The following is a 15,709-nucleotide window of genomic DNA, read 5'->3' as shown; positions in this document are numbered from 1 at the left end:
CTATTCATACTTTGAGCCTGCCACCCCTGTTGTGGGGTGGTGGGCTTTTTGTCTTTACAGAGGGAGTGGTGATGCTGTGGTTGGGTTGTGCGTGTGTGTGTTGTTCGTGGAGTGGTGATGCTGTCCTGGGTTGTGCGTGGGTGTGTTGTTCGATGAGTGGCGATGCTGTGGTTGGGTTGTGCGAGTGTGTGTTGTTCGATGAGTGGCGATGCTGTGGTTGGGTTGTGCGTGGGTGTGTTGTTCGTGGAGTGGCGACGCTGTCGGTGAAGTTGCGTGCGTAGGGGACAGCTGTGGGCCTCGTCCTCCCCAGCCGACGGCTCGCTCACGGTGTTCGCTCGCCGTCCCTCGCGTGTGTGTGCGCGGCCGGGCTCCCGGTGGTCGCCGGTCGCGCTCGCTCGCGCGCCGTGCCGGTGGTGGGGGGTGGTTTCGTGAGGGTGTTCCGCTATGCTTAAATTCGGTGAGTCGGTAGGTGTGAGTGCGCCAAGGTGGCAGAGTCCGGCCGAACGCAGCGGCCTGCAGAGCCGCACCCCCGCCGGTTCAAATCCGGCCCTTGGCTTCTTTGTGTGTTCGTTGGTGAGCGCGTGCTGTGTGGGTGGTGTTGGTGGTTGTGTGGTGGGTGTGTCGTGGTGAGTTAGAAACCGTTATACCGAGTGCGTACTTCGCTTCGGTTATGCAACGACGAGCAGCGGCGGCGTACATCGCGTTCTTCCTCGTGATCGCTGCCGGGTCGTACGCGTTCATTGCGACGGCGGACGCGCCTGCGATCACGATCAGTGGTGATGATGTCCGCGAGATAGAGGCGGGCGATACTGTCACTGTGGATGAGCGGACGTATACGGTCGCTGAAGTGAAAGCTGAACAGCAGGAGGGTGGTGGTCACGGTGGTGGTGGTGGCCTCAAGTACACTGTCCGTTTCGAGTGGACGAACGATTCTGCGCGGTATACGGAGTCGTGGGCGGCGAATTCGACTGTCGAGTTCGAGAATCAGACGCGTCGTGTTCTGGTGGAGAACGGGACGGATCGGTTCGAGCTCCGCTGGGAGCCGACGGCGCAGTTCCGGCCGGCGTGGAGTGATGGGGTTCTGTATATCGATAGTGAGCCCGAGCAGGGTGGTCGGCAGGACGTTGCGGTGACGTCGTATATCGCGAATTCGTCGAACGAGTCGGTGCAGTCGGTGGCGTTCTCGGAGAGTGATTCGTTCGAGCGTGCTGGGAATCGGACGACGATTGCGAGCGTCTCGAATACGAGTGTCGTGTTGGAGTGGACTGCGCCGCGGACGAATGCGTTGTCCACGACGAACAATCAGAACATCTCGCTGAACGAGCAGCCGTACGTCGTTCACTTCAAGAACAACGATACTGTTCTGCTTGGTGAGGGGCAGGCTGCACGTGAGCAGTTGCAGGATGCGATCCGTACGAATGATCGGTTCCACGACCGCATCAATGGTGTCTGGGGTGTGACGATCGGGAGTGGGAGTGTGTTCGTGCTCCTCATCGCGCTGGCGTTCCTCCCGCGGAAGGAGTAACGCGCGCGTTCGTTTGTTGTCGGCAGCTGTTCGCCGTTTTTTTTTTATTCTGGTTCTCGGGTGCGTGGTCGTTCGTTGTTGGTCTGACTTGCAGAGTCTAGTCTTCGATAGCTACTGCGCTCCTCACGTCTGGTCGAGGCAGAGGCGGACTGGGAGCCACGTGATTCGAATCTAGACGTGCTCTCCCTGCGTTCGCTGCGCGCGACTGGAAGGATTCACGTCCCTCGGCTCCGATTCGCGCTGCTCACCGTCGTTCGCAGCGCGAAGTAGCGGGCCGGGAGGGACTTGAACCGATGCGAGACGGTCACCCTCGCTTCGCTCGGGTGCTGCGACTCGCAGGGTTCAAGTCCTCGATGGCCGCTTCGCTCCTCACGTTCGTTCGTCGCAGAAGCGGGCCGGGAGGGACTTGAACCCCCGACCGTCTGGTTAAAAGCCAGACGCTCTGCCGGACTGAGCTACCGGCCCTTGCTCCTCAGTTTCGGACCCGTGTATTTAAGGGTTGTCGATATAGGGGAGAACGCTTAGGGCGATGCTGGGTGAGCGTTCGTGCATGGATGGTTTCGAGGTGACGGAGGCGGGCGAGGTGCGGTCGATGCTTTCGTCGTTCGTGGAGTATGCGTCGACGCCTGGTGAGGAGGCGGCGGTCGTTGCGTGGTTCGAGCGGCGTCTCGACGATTGGGGGTTCGAGACGGTGACGTGGGAGGCTGATGCGAGTGTGCTTGCGGGGCATCCGTCGTTCCCGGACGACCCTGCGGAGATCGACGTTGATGGGCGGCCGAGTGTCGCTGGTGTCTTCGAGGTTGGGGACCCTGCGGCGGGGCGGACGCTCGTGTTGAACGGGCACGTGGATGTCGTTCCTGCGGGCGAGGGGTCGTGGTCGAGTCCGCCGTTCGAGGCGACGTGGGTGGACGGCGAGTTGACGGCGCGTGGTGCGGCCGACATGAAGGGTGGGTTGGTCGCGGCGGTGTTCGCTGCGCGCGCTGCTGTCGAGCGTGCTCGCGAGAGCGGGCTCGATGGTCGCGTGGTCGTGGAGGCGGTCGCTGGCGAGGAGGAGGGTGGTATCGGGGCGGGGATGGCGGCGCTCGAGTCGCCGTACGCGTTCGAGCGCGATGCGTGCATCGTCGCGGAGCCGACGGAGTTGGCGTGCGTGACTGCTGTCGAGGGGAGTTTGATGGGTGAGATTACGTTGGAGGGGCGGAGTGCGCATGCGGCGACGCGGTGGCGCGGCGAGTCGGTTCTCGATCACTTCGAGCGTGTTCGCGAGGGGCTTCGGGCGTTCGAGCGAGAGCGCGACGAGGCGGTGACGGACGCGCGGTACGAGCGGTTCCCGATCAAGTGGCCGGTGAACGTCGGGACGGTGCGGGCGGGCGAGTGGGCGTCGTCGGTGCCGGCGGCGTTGTCGGCGGGCGTCCGCGTGGGCGTCGCGCCGGGCGAGACGGTTGCTGGTGTCGAGGAGGCGCTCCGCGAGCGGTTGCGGTTGGTCGCGGACGCGGATGCGTGGACGCGCGAGCACCCGCCTGGTTTCGAGCGTGACGGTATCCAGTTCGAGGCTGCGGCGGTCGATGCGGACGAACCGGTGGTTGGCGCGCTTCGTGGGGCGATGCAGGCTGCGGGGTTGGACGACGAGCCGCGTGGGGCGACGTACGGTGCGGATTCTCGACATTACGTCGCGGCGGGGATTCCGACGGTCCTGTTCGGGCCGGGGAGTATCGACCAGGCGCACTTCCCGGACGAGACGATCTCGCTCTCGGAGGTTCGTGCGGCTGCGGACGTGCTCGCGGACGCGACGGTGGCGTTCCTCGCGAACGAGTAGGGTCAGCGCTGGGTGTTGGTCTCGTAGCGGTCGGGGTCGTATGCGGCGAGTGCGTCGGCGAGGACGCTGCCGGGGGGTCGGCCTTCGAGTGCGGCTTGCCGGCGGAGTTCGGAGTACGTGGCGAGCGGGAGGTCGACGTCGAGGTGTCCGGGTGTGATGCCGTGTGCGCGGAGGGCGTCCGCGATGGACGTGTCGTCGTCGACGTCGCTGGCGATGGTGCGGACGTCGCGGACGGTGAGGTCGGCGTCGAGGATCGCCCAGGCGAGGTGGAAGCGTGCTTCGCCGGCGAGGCGCGCGACGTGTTTCGCGGCGGTTGGGGCGATGTCGCCGCGGGCGACGTGCAGGCGGACGGAGCGTGGGAGGTCGTGGACGCGCGCCCATTTTCGGATGAAGGAGATGCTGGCTGCGCCGTCGGTGCGTTCGGCGGCGATCTTGTACGAGCCGACGCCGCGGACGAGTGCGGCGCAGGCGGCGGCGCCGCGGAGGACGTAGACGTGGTCGTCGTCGCCGACGCTGCTGGTTGCGAACCGGGCGACGGTGTCGGCGGCGAGCGCGACGCTTTCGGGGTCGTCGGGGTCGAACTGCACGGCTTCTTCGGGCGTCTGCCCCGTGATGTCGGGGTCGCCGCGGATGACGGGTTTGCCGACTGGCGATTGGCGGTCGGCGCGGGGGGCGTCCTCGTCTGGCATCGAGTTGTGGTTGGGGGCGTGGTGAGAAAAGTCGTGGGTGCTAGTCGTCGCGCGTCTCTGAGAGGTGCTCCCAGATCTCGGTGCAGCCGGCGCCGGGGTCGACGTCGCGGAGGTGTGCGTCGTCGCGGTCGCCGCTGCGGTCTTCGTCGTGGTCGTCGCTGGTGGCTGGGTCGTCCTCGATGGGTTCTGGTTCGGTGGTTTCTGCTTCTGGTTCGGTGGTCTCTGACTCGGGGTCGGTGGTTTCGGGTTCGGCCATCGTCATGCGTCCTCGTCGTGGAGTTCGGGGGCGACGTCTGCGGGCGGTGCGACGCTGGTTGGTCTCGTGGTCGTGGGGTGGTGTGGCTGGTCGTTGTCGGGTGGGTCGTCGGTTGGCGTGTCGGTGGGGGTCATCGGGTCGTCGTATGTGGTGGGTGTGGTTAAACGAGTTCGTGGTGTCACTCGTGACCGGGGCTCCCGGGTACCGGACGATGTTCCCGGTATCTCGGTCGGGCGAACTGGCGGGAAATCGCGTGCAGTGAGTGGGTTCGTGGTGGTTCGTGGTGTCGTGGACGACACGGAGGTTTGCGGGCCCCGATGGGACCAAACCCGAGCGGCGTCGAGGGTGGGTATGCCGACTGAATTGCGCGTGCTGGACGATGGTGCGTGGGTGTCCGTCGACAACGAGCGGCGGGTGCCGACGAGCGATATCTGGCGGTTCGCGGCGACGGATTTCTGTGGGTGTGCGACCGCGTTCGTGCTCCTGGAGGCGTTCACGCGCGTGAGCGTCACGGGACGCGAGGTATCGGTCGACGGCGTGGGTCGGTGCGTGGACTGCGGCGAGAAGCGGACGTTCTCGGGGTTGGGCGTCGGGCGTGTACTGGACGGGTCGTTCCGGCCGTATCCGCCGGATGCGGTGCGTGCGCGGAGCGAGCCGTCTGTCTGAGTCGGGTGGGTGTTGTCCGTCCGCGTCACGGCGCGGTCGGGGTGTGCAAGTTTCGCCGCTTTTGCGGAGTACCGGGGAGGTATGACGAGACGATTGCGGGTATGACCCCGTGGCGCGTGGCTTCGGGTACGAATGGCGACGGACGTCGAGGAGTGGAAGGCCGAGGTGTACGGGACGGACATCCGCGAGCACGTCGAGCGCTTCGCCGAGGAGGGTTGGGCGTCGATTCCGGAGGACGAGCGCGACGCGTGGTTCGAGCGCTTCAAGTGGTACGGCTTGTACCACCAGCGCGCGGGCCAGGAGTCGTACTTCATGATGCGCATCGGGACGCCGAACGGCATCCTCGAACCCGGCCAGCTCCGCGTCGTCGGCGAGGTCGCGGAGGAGTACGCGACCGGTCCGGTGGAGAATCCCGAGTTCGGCGCGTCGTGGTGCGACTTCACGACTCGGCAGGCGATCCAGTTGCACTGGATCAAGGTCGAGGACATCGTCGAGGTCTGGGACGCTCTCGAGGGCGCGGGCCTGTCGACGGTGCAGGCGTGCGGTGACTCGTGGCGGAACATCGTCGGCTGTCCGGTCGCGGGGAAGGACGAGCACGAGCACGTCGACGCGCTCGAGACGGTGTACGCGTTCCAGGACGAGTTCAAGGAGAACGACCGCTACGAGAACCTCCCGCGGAAGTGGAAGGTCGCCGTCACGGGCTGCCGCGAGGGCTGCGGGCAGGGCGAGATCAACGACCTCGCGTTCGAGCCCGCGACGAAAGAGGGCGTGAAGGGGTACAACGTCCGCGTCGGCGGCGGGCTCGCGCGGAACGAGCCGCGGCTCGCGCGCGACATCGACGTGTTCGTGCCCCACGAGCGGGCGGCGGCGGTCGCGGACGCGGTGTCGGCGCTGTTCGAGGAGTACGGGAACCGCGAGGACCGGTACTCGGCGCGCATCAAGTTCCTCGTCGACGAGTGGGGCGCCGAGAAGCTCCGGAAGGTGCTCCAGGAGGAGTTCGTGGACTTCGAACTCCAGTCCGCGGGCGAGGACTTCCGCGACGAATACAGCTATAACGCGGGGCGCGAGGGCGACGGGCACGACGACCACGTCGGCGTCCACCCGCAGGCGGACGGGAAGAACTACGTCGGCCTGAACGTTCTCGTCGGCCGGATGGGGACCGAAGACGTCCTCGAGCTCGCGGACCTCGCCGAGGAGTACGGTTCGGGCGAGCTCCGGCTCACGCAGCGCCAGAACGTCGTCGTCACGGACGTCCCCGACGAGAACGTCGACGACCTCCTCGCAGAGCCGCTGCTCGAGGATTACTCGCCGAACCCCGGCCCGTTCATGCGGGGTTCTATCGCCTGTACGGGCACGGAGTTCTGCTCGCTCTCGATCGTGGAGACGAAGAACCGCATGGTCCGCTACGCCAGACACCTTCGCGACACGGTCGAGTTGCCCGAGGAGGTCGAGGACTTCCACGTCCACCTGTCGGGGTGCACGGCGTCGTGCGCGCAACCGCAGATCGCGGACGTCTCGCTGCGCGGGATGAAGACGCGGAAGGACGGCGAGCCCGTGGAGGCGTTCGACCTCGGGCTCGGCGGTGGGCTCGGTGAGAACCCGCGGTTCGCGGACTGGGTCGGCGAACGCATCCCCGCGGACGAGGTCCCCGGTGCGATCGCGAACCTCGTCGAGACGTACAAAACGGAGCGCGAGGGCACGGAGACGTTCCGTGACTTCGTCGAGCGCCACGACGAGGACGAACTCGAGGAACTCGTCGAACCCGAGGAGACGAGTTACGAGGATCACTTCATGCACAACACGAAGCGCACGTGGTACCCGTACGCGGAGGACGACGAGATGGCGGCGTCGCCCGCGCCGACGGACGGCGACGGCGTGCCGCTGGACGCGGCGGCCGAGGACGACTCGGCGCCCGCGGACGACTGATGACGGGAGTCACGTCGGCGCCCGCGCTCGTGGAGGTGCGCTGATGGTCGGACGACTGATGAAGGTGAACGCGTACACGACGCTCGACCTCGTCGACGCTCGCGTCCGTACCGCGGACGACGAGACGACCGGGCTCGGCGTGGCGAACGCGACGAGCGCGCGCGAGAACCCCGAGCACGTCCGACTCCAGTTCGAAGCGGACGACCAACCTGACGGGGTCGCCGCGCACGTCGACGAACTCGAGCTGTCGCCCGAGCAGGCTCGCGAACTCGCCGCGGACCTGGAGTCGCACGCGGCGAAGGTCGAGGCGGCGGCGCAGGCGAACGACGAGGACTGACCGCGCCGACCTCTACGTTTTTGTGTCGTCGGTTCGACCGGGTGGAGCGTGCTGGACGTCGAAGAGGCACGCGCGTGGCTCGGCAGGACCGCGGCGGTGGTCGCGGTGGTCGCGCTCGTGCTCTTGGCTCTCCTGGCGGTGCTCGCGTCGGTCACGACGCCCGTTCAGCACTGTCCGCCGCTCGGGAACGGCGGCGCGCAGCGCCTCGGCGAGCCCGTGGACGCGGTCGCAAACGGATCCGAGGCGGTCTCGGTCGTCCGCGAGCACCTCGCGGACCGGCGCCTGGCGACGACGAGCGAACCAGCGTCGACTTCGACGACGGCGGGGACCGAGCGCACCGATGCCTCGACATCGACGATGGCTACGACGACCGTACTGGACGTCGGTGGGCACTTCCGCGGGAGCGAGCAGGTTCACGGGGACGTCGCTCCGAACGGGGAGACCCCCGTGCACTTCCACGTGCACGTCGACGCCGGGCCGTCGACCATCGGGTACGTGGTCACCGCGGACGGCGACCTCTATCGCATCATCTACGGCGATTGCTGACGCGTACGTGGAAGAACGGGACCGCGGTCAGTCGCCGTGCACGAGGTCGGTGACGTCGTCGGAGAACTGTGGGCGGAGCGTGAGGCGGGCGTCGCAGCGCGGGCAGTGGACGGCGACGCCGTAGCTCCGCTGGCGCTGCTGCCAGTCGCCGTCGGCGGGGGCTTCGCGGTCGCAGTCGGGACAGAACAGCGTCGCCTTCGGTGGCGTCGCTGGAGGCGGTTCGTGGCTCTCGCGTCGCTGGAGGGACTCCTCTGCGGTCATGAACGAGGGTAGTGGCTGGAGGCGTAAATACTTCCTCTGAGCCTGTTTCACCATACCAAGCGTCCGGTTCTCGCGTGCGAAGCCCTCTCTAGCGACGGCGGTGCTGGCGTCGGATTCGGGGGACGCGCGTGCGGCGAGCGCGCTGGCTACCCGAGGGAGACGTCGAGGTAGAGCATGACGACGACGCCGACCATGAGGCCGAGGGTGGCGACGCGTTCGTGGCCGCCCTGGTGGGTCTCGGGGACGATCTCGTCGCTGATGACGAACAGCATCGCGCCGGCGGCGAACCCCATCGCGTACGGGAGGAGGGGGGCGACGAGTGTGACGGCGAGTGCGCCGAGGACGCACAGCGGTATCTCGACGACCCCGGAGCGGACGCCGGTGAAGACGGCGTACGCGCGTTTGTCGAACCCGGCGTTGATGGCGGCGACGGAGACGGCGAGGCCTTCGGGGACGTTCTGGATGCCGATGGCGAGCATGAGCGCGAGCGCGTCCGCGAGCGCTGCGGTGCTCTCGGCGCCGGTGGCGTTCGCGGCGTTCCCGAACCCGACGCCGACCGCCAGTCCCTCGGGCATGTTGTGGAGAGTGATTGCGAGGATGAACAGGACGACGCCGGCGACTTTCGACTCGTCGACGGGGCTGTCGGCGGCGTCGTACCCGACGTCGTCGCGGCGCTTCCCCGTGAGGAGGTAGTGCGCGTGCGGGACGAACCGGTCGGCCTGGTCGAGGAACGCAGCGCCGAGGAGGACGCCGAACAGGACGGGGAGGGGGTCGCCGCCGGCGGCGTCGATCCCGGGGAGGATGAGGCTCGTGAACGCGGCGGCGAGCATCACGCCCGCGGCGAACCCGAGCGCGCCGTCGAGCGCGCGCTCGCTCGGGTCCTTCACGAACAGGACGAGCGACGCACCGAGGAGGTTCAGGCCCGCGATGACGAATCCGCCGACGAGCGCCTGCACGAGCACGTTGTCGCCGACGAGATTCACGAAGAAATCGGTGGCCGCAGTCATTCGTCCGGCCGGACGCCCGCACGCGACTTGAAGCTATGGCACCGGCGACCCGGTCGTCACCCGTCGGTGACGGTTATCGTGAACGACTCTTCGACCTCCTCGTCGTCGCCGCCGGCGGCCGCGACGCCGTACTCGCACTGGCCTGGTGACGCGTCCGGTGCGACGTCGACGGGAACGGTGACGGTGACGTCGCGTCGTCGCTTCCACGTCCAGATCTGGGGGTAGGAGTCCATCACGCCCGCGGTTGGTTCGGGGTCGAGTCGGGCGTCGTTCAGGCGCAGTTCGACGCCGGCCGTCTCGTGACAGTACGCGGTGAACTGACAGCGCCGAATCGCGGTCGTCCGGACGACCAGCGTCGCGCTGTCCCCTGGTTCGAGCGTCGGCTCGTCCCCTTCGACGGCGAGCGATTCGGTCGTCGACCGAGCGGGAGCACCGGTCCAGCCGAGACACCCGGCGGTCGCCCCGACTGCCAGGGCGCTCGACCCAGCGAGGAACGCACGACGGTCCATACGCCACGTAGCGAGGCTGCTTTCAAGAGTTCACCTCTGGCTGAAACGACCGTTTTCCCCACCACCGGCCGGACCGGACGACCAAAGTCCCTCGGACCTGTGTCAAGCCGCGTCGTCGAGCCGTCGGACCTCCTCGTCCGTGAGGTCGATGGCGCTCGCGGCGACGTTCTCCTCCAGGTGCTCGATGCTGGACGTGCCCGGAATCGGGAGCGTGACGTCGCTGGTGTGCAGGAGCCAGGCGAGCGCGATCTGCTCGCGCGAGGCGTCGTGTGCGTCGGCGATCTCGTCCACTGCGTCGTCGTCGTCGAGGTCGCCGGCGGCGAGCGGGTACCACGGGATGAACCCGGCGTCGTTGTCCTCGCACCATTCGAGGACGTCGCGCTCCTCGCGATAGCTGAGGTTGAAGCGATTTTGCACCGTGGCGACGTCGACGACGTCGCTCGCGCGCTCTAACTGCTCCACGGAGTAGTTCGAGACGCCGACGTGCTCGATGACGCCCTCGTCTTGCAACTCGGCGAGCGCGTGCAGGGAGTCCTCGACGTCGACGTCGGGGTCGGGGCGGTGGTGCTGGTAGAGGTCGATGCAGTCGACGCCGAGGCGGTCGAGGCTCGCGAAGTGCGCGTTCTTCAGGTAGTCCGGGTCGCCCATCGGCTTCCACTCGCCGTCGCGGTTCCGGAGCAGGCCGCCCTTGGTGGCGACGAACACGTCCGGGTCGTCGTACGGATGCAGCGCTTCGCGGATGAGGCGCTCGCTGACGCCCGGGCCGTACGAGTCCGCGGTGTCGACGAAGTCGACGCCGACCTCGGTCGCGCGGTGGAGGACGTCGCGCGCGGCCTCCTCGTCCTCGGGCGGCCCCGTGATGCCCTCGCCGCAGAGCCGCATCGCGCCGAACCCGAGCCGGTGTACCTCGTCTGTCCCGCCGATGGCGAACGTGTCGGAGTGGTTCTCGACCATACCACGAGTGTCGGCCGCCGCGGCCGTATGGCTTCGTGAAGCCGGACGCGTTCGCCGGAACCGCCGCCAGGCCGGCGTCGAGGCGGTGCCGCGAGCCGAGAGGCCTTGAGTCGCGAGCGAGTACGGGAATACATGAGTGGTTGGTCCGAGTCCGACGTGCCGGATTGCAGCGAGATGACGGTGGTCGTGACGGGCGCGAACAGCGGTATCGGTCGCGAGGCGACGCGGGTCCTCGCGGCGCGCGGCGCGACCGTGGTGATGGCGGTCCGGAGCACGGACCGCGGCCGTGACGCCGCCGAGTCCATCCGCGACGAGATCGCCGGGCGCGGCACGGCGACGCCGGGGAAGCTGGACGTCCGCGAGTGCGACCTCGCGGACCTCGACTCCGTTCGGTCGTTCGCCGAGCGCGTCCGCGAGGACTACGACGCGCTCGACGTCCTCGCGAACAACGCGGGCGTGATGGCCATCCCGTACAGCGAGACCGCCCAGGGGTTCGAGAAACAGTTCGGCGTGAATCACGTCGGGCACTTCGCGCTCACCGAGCATCTCCTGCCCGCGCTCGCGGCGAGCGACGGCGAGGCGCGCGTGGTCACGCAGTCAAGTGGGCTGCACGAGCGCGGTGACGTCGACTTCGAGCGCATCCGTCCCCGGAGCGCGGACCCGGTGGACGAGCCCGAGCGCGGGTACGACGAGTGGGCGGCGTACGCGCAGAGCAAGCTCGCGAACGTCCTGTTCGCGCGCGAGCTCGACGCGCGGCTCGACGACGCGGGCGTCGAGGACGTGACGAGCGCGGCGGTGCATCCCGGGTACGCGGCGACGAACCTCCAGAAGCGCGGCCCCGAGCAGCGCGGGTCCGTGCTCCGGAAGTACATGATGGAGGCCGCGAACGCGGTGTTCGCGCAGTCCGCGGCCGACGGCGCGCTCCCTTTGCTGTACGCCGCGACCGCGCCCGACGTCGCCGGTGGCGCGTACTACGGCCCCGGCGGGTTCATGAACATGCGCGGCAGCCCGGAGCGCCAGGAGCCGAGCGCTCGCGCGCTCGACGACGACCTCGCGCGCCGGCTCTGGGAGGCGAGCGAGGAACACACGGACATCGAGTACGAGTTCGACGCGCTCGCGGCCTGAGGCGTCACCGGTCGCCGCCGACCACGACTACTCGCCGGCGGCGCAGTTGTTCGGGCCGAGCTCGAGCTCGAACGCCTCGCTGTCGTCGACGTCCTCGCGGCCGAGGTTCGCGGCGATGATGGTCTCGTAGTTGTTCGGCCGCGGCGGCATGCCGTCGAGGATGGCGTCCACGAAGTCCTCGCGGTCGCGCCGGAACGCGGGCAGGCGCTTGCGGAGTTCGCCGAGCGTCGCGGCGTACGTGCCGTCGTCGCGCGGACTTGCGGTCTCGCTCGTGTGCCCCGGCGCGACGAGGACGTCGTCGTCGAACTCGGCGATGTCCTCGATGGTGTCGTATAGCTGGCTCGCGGCGTCTCTCGCGCCCTCGTCGCCTTCTTCGAGATCGGGGCGGGCGACGCTATCGGTGAATATCGTGTCGCCGGTGAGGAGGACGTCGCCGATGCGGAATCCGAGCATCTCGGTCGTATGGCCAGGGAGTGCGACCGCCTCGACGGCGACGTCGCCCACGTGAAGTTCGTCGCCGGCGTCGACGTAGTCCGCGTCGCCTTCGTACCCGCGCTCGGCCGCACCCCGTGGGACGAGCGCTGTGGCGTCGGTGGCGTCGGCGACCGCGGTGACGCCGGAGACGTGGTCCGCGTGCACGTGCGTGTCAACGGCGTGCACGAGCGAGGCGTCCTGGTCGTCGGCCGCGGCCGCGTACTCGTTCGCGAACGCACGCAGCGGGTCGACGACCATCGCCTCGCCGTTCGAGACGATCATGTACGCGAGACACCCCGAGCTGGGGCGGACGAACTGGCGGACGACGGCCTCGTCGGGGAGGAACTCGCTCGCGAGCGGTGTGGACTCGTAGAGGCCCGCCCAGCCGCGCATCCCGTCGTCGAGCGCGACGATGTCGTAGCCCTCGCGCGTGAGGAACTCCGCGACGTACAGGCTCGAGATGCCCTTCGCGCAGCACGTCACCATCGGCGCGTCGTACGACTCCGGGAGCGCTTCGAGGAGCGCCTTGGGGACGCCGCCCGCGGGGTCGTCGCCGTCCATGAACGCCGTGAACGGGACGTTGATTGCGGTGACGTTCTCGCCGTCGATGTGCCAGGACTCGTAGTCGTCCGGGCGGCGGGTGTCGAGGACGACGACGTGCTCGTCTCGGTCGACTCGCGCCTTGAGTTCGGCGGCGCTGACGAGCGGGACGGTGGCGTCGAGGTCGGGGAACTGACCGGACATATCTGGGGGAACGCGACCGAGACGGAAAAGTGCGGTGCGTACACATCTGGGTCCCGGTCGTGGGTGAGTGCGACCGCTGGCTACAGCGAGCCGCGGAGGACCTTCGCGGCGGTGAGGATGGGGTCCCAGACCGGGGAGAACGGTGGGGCGTACGCGAGGTCGGTGCGTTCGAGGTCGCCGACGGTCGTCTCGGCTTCGAGCGCGGTGGCGACGGTGTCGATTCGGACGGCGGCGCGGTCGGTGCCGGCGATGGCGCCGCCGAGGAGGCGTTCGCTGTCGCGGTCGGCGACGAGCGTGACCGTGGTCTCGGCGGCGCCCGGGTAGTACCCCGAGCGCGAGCGGGTCGTGATGGTCTCTTTCACGGGGTCGAACCCGTACGAGCGGGCTTCGTCGAGGTCGGTGATGCCGGAGCGGCCGACCTCCATGTCGAACGCTTTCGTGACGGCGGTGCCGGCGATCGACCCGACGGGTTCGCGGTCGGCTGGGGAGACGCCCCCGTGCCCGCTCCCGTCGCCGTTGTCGCCGGCGTCGTGGTCGGTGCGGGCGACGGTGGTGCCGACGGCGCGGCCGGCGCGGTTCGCGGTGAGGCCGAGGGGCACCCACGTCGACTCGCCGGTGACGGCGTGAGTCATCTCGGCGCAGTCGCCGGCGGCGTACACGCCGTCGACGTTCGTCGCGCCGAAGTCGTCGACTGCGACCGCGCCGCTCTCGCCGAGCGCGACGGGCGTGTCTTCGAGAAGGTGCGTGTTCGGCCGGACGCCGATGCCGACGAGCGCGAGCTCGCACTCGAGGGTCGTCCCGCCGGCGCATTCGAGCCCGGCGACGCGACCGTCGCCCGTCGAGGCTCCTGTATCGTCGACGAGGCGTGCGACCTCGGTGTCGAGGTGGAGGGTGACGCCGTGGTCCCGAAGGGTCTCCTCGACGCGTTCGGCGATGGGATCGCCGAAGGACTCGAGGACGTGACTGGGGCGCTGGAAGAGGTGGACGTCGAGGTCGTGCGCGCTGAACGCTTCGGCCATCTCCACGCCGACGTACCCGCCGCCGACGATGGCGACGGTCTCGGGTGGTTCGAGCGCGCCGCAGCGTTCGACGCGCTCCCGGTCGACGTATTCCTCGCCACCGACCGCGGCGAGGTGGTCGGCGTCGGGGTCCATGAGGAGCGCTCTCGTCGCGGCGGCGTTGTCGAGGCCGTGCATCGGGAGCGCGGCGTCGAGTTCGTGACCCTCGATGGGGCTGGTGACGGCGTGCGCGCCCGTCGCGACCAGCAGGTCGCTGTACGGTTGCTCGAACTGGCCGTCGGGACCGTCGACGCCGACGGTCCGCGCGTCGGTGTTCACGCCAGTGACCTCGTGTTCGCGCCGCAGGTCCACGCCCCGTTCTTCGACCTCGTCGGGCGATAGCGACAGGAGGTCGTCGAGCGTCTCGACGACGCCTTCGACGAAGTACGGCGTCCCGCAGTGCGCGTACGATATCCAGCGTCCCTTCTCGAACACGACGACGTCGCGCTCGGGCGCCTCGCGTTTGGCCTTGCTCGCGGCACTCAGTCCTGCGGCGTCTCCGCCGACGACGACGAACGGGTCCGGCATACCACACGCGTCGCTCGCCATCGTGAATACGTTATCCCCGGAATCGCCCGCCGCGTGCACGACCGCGGGTCGCTGTCGGCGGATCTCCCAAGCGTGAAGCGTCCGCTCCACGACACCGACGGTATGCGCGGTCTCAGACCGATGCTGTTCGGTATCGCGATGACGCTCTCGAGTGGGTTCGTCGTGGTCCACGACCTCGTCTGGTACGGCCGGTACAGCCGCGAGTACGGCCCGTTCACCGGGCTGGCGTACCTGGGCGTCGTCCTCGGGTTCGCGGTCGTCGCCGCCGGCTTCCTTTACGGCGTCGCGACGAGTCCTGCCGCGGGGCGGACCGAGCGCGGGGAGGACTGAGGTCGACGACGAGGCCGCTTCAGACGACGGCGTCGCTTGCGTCGACGGGCGTCACGGAGTAGTCGACGGTCGTGGTGCCCTTGGTCGCGCGGACCTTCCCGACGAACGCGGAGATCTCCTCGAGGCTGCCTTCGAGGACGAACAGCTCCATGCACTGGTGGTCGCCGACGTGATTGTGGAAGTTCGACTTCACGAGGCCCTCGTACTCGTGGCGGAGGTTCATCATGCGTTGCTCGGCGTTCGTGGTCTCGAAGTCGAAGAGGACGGTGATGACGCCGATGAGCTGGCGGTCCTCGAGTTGCTTGTCCTCGAACTCGCCGAGCAGGTTCCGCGCGCCTTCGCGGAGGACCTCCGACCGCCCGGTGTAGCCGTGTTCGTCGGCGAACTCGTCGATTCTGTCGAGCAGTTCCTGGGGCATCGAGACGCTCGCAACCGTCATGATACTAACGTAGACGGTCTCAGTTAATAAGGATTGGTAATCCGTGGGGTTCGTCGGTCGACGAGGCGGCGGCCGGTTCGAGTCGCTTCAGGCGGTCCCGGAGCCGTCACCGGGTTCGTCGGTCCGCTCGTCGCTCAGCCAGCCCGCGCCGAAGGCGAGGACGCCGACGACGGCGGCGGCCGCGACCGCGGTCGTCGTCTCGAGCGACACGACGTCGACGTAGACGAACGCGCCGACGCCGACGAGCGCGAGGCCGAACGCGCCGACCGCGTCGACCGCCCAGCGCGCCGGGCCGGCGAGCTCCTCGACGAGGAGCGCGACGGCGACGAACGCGAGGATGCCGGCGAGCGCGCCGGCGCCGACGCCGACGATGCCCGCGCCGATGTCCGCTGTGGGCGCGAGTGCTTCGATGACCGCGACGGCGACGACGCCGAACGCGACCACGGCCGAACCTGCAGCGACGAGGAGACGGTGGAGTATCATACCTCTCTAGACGCGTCC

At 68.4% G+C, this 15,709-nt stretch carries 19 protein-coding genes and 2 tRNA genes; 9 read left to right on the top strand and 12 right to left on the bottom strand.

Going from position 1 to position 15,709, the window contains the following annotated elements; genetic code table 11:
* The first annotated feature begins 479 nt into the window (after positions 1-479).
* A tRNA-Cys gene (locus VYJ16_RS14960) sits at positions 480-556 on the top strand.
* 114 nt (positions 557-670) lie between these two features.
* Positions 671-1,525 (top strand): head-tail joining protein, encoded by an 855-nt coding sequence (locus VYJ16_RS14955; RefSeq protein ID WP_336351100.1) that lies wholly within the window; start codon positions 671-673, stop codon positions 1,523-1,525.
* A 391-nt stretch (positions 1,526-1,916) separates the two neighbouring features.
* Here VYJ16_RS14955 and VYJ16_RS14950 read toward each other — a convergent pair.
* A tRNA-Lys gene (locus VYJ16_RS14950) sits at positions 1,917-1,990 on the bottom strand.
* An 85-nt stretch (positions 1,991-2,075) separates the two neighbouring features.
* Between VYJ16_RS14950 and VYJ16_RS14945 the strand changes: the two genes are divergently transcribed.
* Positions 2,076-3,338, top strand: a complete 1,263-nt coding sequence (locus tag VYJ16_RS14945) for a M20/M25/M40 family metallo-hydrolase (protein ID WP_336351099.1) — start codon at positions 2,076-2,078, stop codon at positions 3,336-3,338.
* A gap of 2 nt (positions 3,339-3,340) precedes the next feature.
* On the opposite strand, the gene VYJ16_RS14940 is transcribed toward VYJ16_RS14945, so the two are convergent.
* The 3 genes from VYJ16_RS14940 to VYJ16_RS14930 are packed head-to-tail and all read right to left on the bottom strand — an operon-like array spanning position 3,341 to position 4,417.
* The gene (locus VYJ16_RS14940; RefSeq protein ID WP_336351098.1) at positions 3,341-4,027 is read right to left on the bottom strand and encodes a DUF7119 family protein; all 687 of its coding nucleotides are present in this window, start codon (positions 4,025-4,027) and stop codon (positions 3,341-3,343) included.
* 40 nt (positions 4,028-4,067) lie between these two features.
* Positions 4,068-4,283, bottom strand: coding sequence for a hypothetical protein (locus VYJ16_RS14935; RefSeq protein ID WP_336351118.1), 216 nt, complete (start codon positions 4,281-4,283; stop codon positions 4,068-4,070).
* 2 nt (positions 4,284-4,285) lie between these two features.
* Positions 4,286-4,417, bottom strand: a complete 132-nt coding sequence (locus VYJ16_RS14930; protein WP_336351097.1) for a hypothetical protein — start codon at positions 4,415-4,417, stop codon at positions 4,286-4,288.
* Positions 4,418-4,634: 217 nt separating this feature from the next.
* On the opposite strand from VYJ16_RS14930, the gene VYJ16_RS14925 reads away from it, so the two are divergent.
* The 4 genes from VYJ16_RS14925 to VYJ16_RS14910 all read left to right on the top strand — a co-directional run bounded on the left by VYJ16_RS14925 (position 4,635) and on the right by VYJ16_RS14910 (position 7,758).
* Positions 4,635-4,949, top strand: a complete 315-nt coding sequence (locus tag VYJ16_RS14925; protein WP_336351096.1) for a DUF8134 family protein — start codon at positions 4,635-4,637, stop codon at positions 4,947-4,949.
* Between the two features lie 132 nt (positions 4,950-5,081).
* Entirely contained in the window at positions 5,082-6,875 is a 1,794-nt protein-coding gene (locus tag VYJ16_RS14920) for a nitrite/sulfite reductase (protein ID WP_336351095.1), read from the top strand.
* A 43-nt stretch (positions 6,876-6,918) separates the two neighbouring features.
* Positions 6,919-7,212, top strand: coding sequence for a DUF6360 family protein (locus VYJ16_RS14915; protein ID WP_336351094.1), 294 nt, complete (start codon positions 6,919-6,921; stop codon positions 7,210-7,212).
* A gap of 48 nt (positions 7,213-7,260) precedes the next feature.
* Positions 7,261-7,758, top strand: a complete 498-nt coding sequence (locus VYJ16_RS14910; RefSeq protein ID WP_336351093.1) for a hypothetical protein — start codon at positions 7,261-7,263, stop codon at positions 7,756-7,758.
* A 27-nt stretch (positions 7,759-7,785) separates the two neighbouring features.
* Here the strand turns inward: VYJ16_RS14910 and VYJ16_RS14905 are convergent, their stop codons facing one another.
* From VYJ16_RS14905 to VYJ16_RS14890, 4 genes are all read right to left on the bottom strand, one after another.
* The gene (locus VYJ16_RS14905) at positions 7,786-8,019 is read right to left on the bottom strand and encodes a DUF8106 domain-containing protein (protein ID WP_336351092.1); all 234 of its coding nucleotides are present in this window, start codon (positions 8,017-8,019) and stop codon (positions 7,786-7,788) included.
* Positions 8,020-8,165: 146 nt separating this feature from the next.
* On the bottom strand, positions 8,166-9,026 hold the full coding sequence (locus tag VYJ16_RS14900; protein WP_336351091.1) for a ZIP family metal transporter: 861 nt from the start codon (positions 9,024-9,026) through the stop codon (positions 8,166-8,168).
* A gap of 56 nt (positions 9,027-9,082) precedes the next feature.
* The gene (locus VYJ16_RS14895) at positions 9,083-9,535 is read right to left on the bottom strand and encodes a hypothetical protein (protein WP_336351090.1); all 453 of its coding nucleotides are present in this window, start codon (positions 9,533-9,535) and stop codon (positions 9,083-9,085) included.
* A 102-nt stretch (positions 9,536-9,637) separates the two neighbouring features.
* Positions 9,638-10,489 carry an aldo/keto reductase gene (locus VYJ16_RS14890; RefSeq protein ID WP_336351089.1) on the bottom strand — a complete coding sequence of 284 codons (852 nt, stop codon included), beginning with the start codon at positions 10,487-10,489 and terminating at the stop codon, positions 9,638-9,640.
* Between the two features lie 132 nt (positions 10,490-10,621).
* Between VYJ16_RS14890 and VYJ16_RS14885 the strand changes: the two genes are divergently transcribed.
* A complete protein-coding gene (locus VYJ16_RS14885; protein ID WP_336351088.1) occupies positions 10,622-11,614 on the top strand; it encodes an oxidoreductase in 993 nt (330 codons plus the stop codon).
* Positions 11,615-11,641: 27 nt separating this feature from the next.
* Here the strand turns inward: VYJ16_RS14885 and VYJ16_RS14880 are convergent, their stop codons facing one another.
* Positions 11,642-12,832, bottom strand: a complete 1,191-nt coding sequence (locus VYJ16_RS14880; protein ID WP_336351087.1) for an MBL fold metallo-hydrolase — start codon at positions 12,830-12,832, stop codon at positions 11,642-11,644.
* Between the two features lie 80 nt (positions 12,833-12,912).
* Positions 12,913-14,418, bottom strand: a complete 1,506-nt coding sequence (locus VYJ16_RS14875; RefSeq protein WP_336351086.1) for an FAD-dependent oxidoreductase — start codon at positions 14,416-14,418, stop codon at positions 12,913-12,915.
* 123 nt (positions 14,419-14,541) lie between these two features.
* On the opposite strand from VYJ16_RS14875, the gene VYJ16_RS14870 reads away from it, so the two are divergent.
* Positions 14,542-14,769, top strand: a complete 228-nt coding sequence (locus VYJ16_RS14870; RefSeq protein ID WP_336351085.1) for a hypothetical protein — start codon at positions 14,542-14,544, stop codon at positions 14,767-14,769.
* Positions 14,770-14,788: 19 nt separating this feature from the next.
* Here VYJ16_RS14870 and VYJ16_RS14865 read toward each other — a convergent pair whose 3' ends face one another.
* Together VYJ16_RS14865 and VYJ16_RS14860 are read right to left on the bottom strand one after the other, a co-directional pair.
* On the bottom strand, positions 14,789-15,208 hold the full coding sequence (locus VYJ16_RS14865; RefSeq protein ID WP_336351084.1) for a CopG family ribbon-helix-helix protein: 420 nt from the start codon (positions 15,206-15,208) through the stop codon (positions 14,789-14,791).
* Positions 15,209-15,295: 87 nt separating this feature from the next.
* Positions 15,296-15,691 carry a DUF8147 domain-containing protein gene (locus tag VYJ16_RS14860; protein WP_336351083.1) on the bottom strand — a complete coding sequence of 132 codons (396 nt, stop codon included), beginning with the start codon at positions 15,689-15,691 and terminating at the stop codon, positions 15,296-15,298.
* Positions 15,692-15,709 lie beyond the last annotated feature (18 nt).

This window comes from Halorubellus litoreus, from assembly GCF_037081675.1.
In the GTDB taxonomy this organism is placed as follows: Archaea; Halobacteriota; Halobacteria; order Halobacteriales; family Natrialbaceae; genus Halorubellus; species Halorubellus litoreus.
Note: the sequence above shows the minus strand (reverse complement) of the source record. Positions and strands in the feature narration are given on the sequence as shown.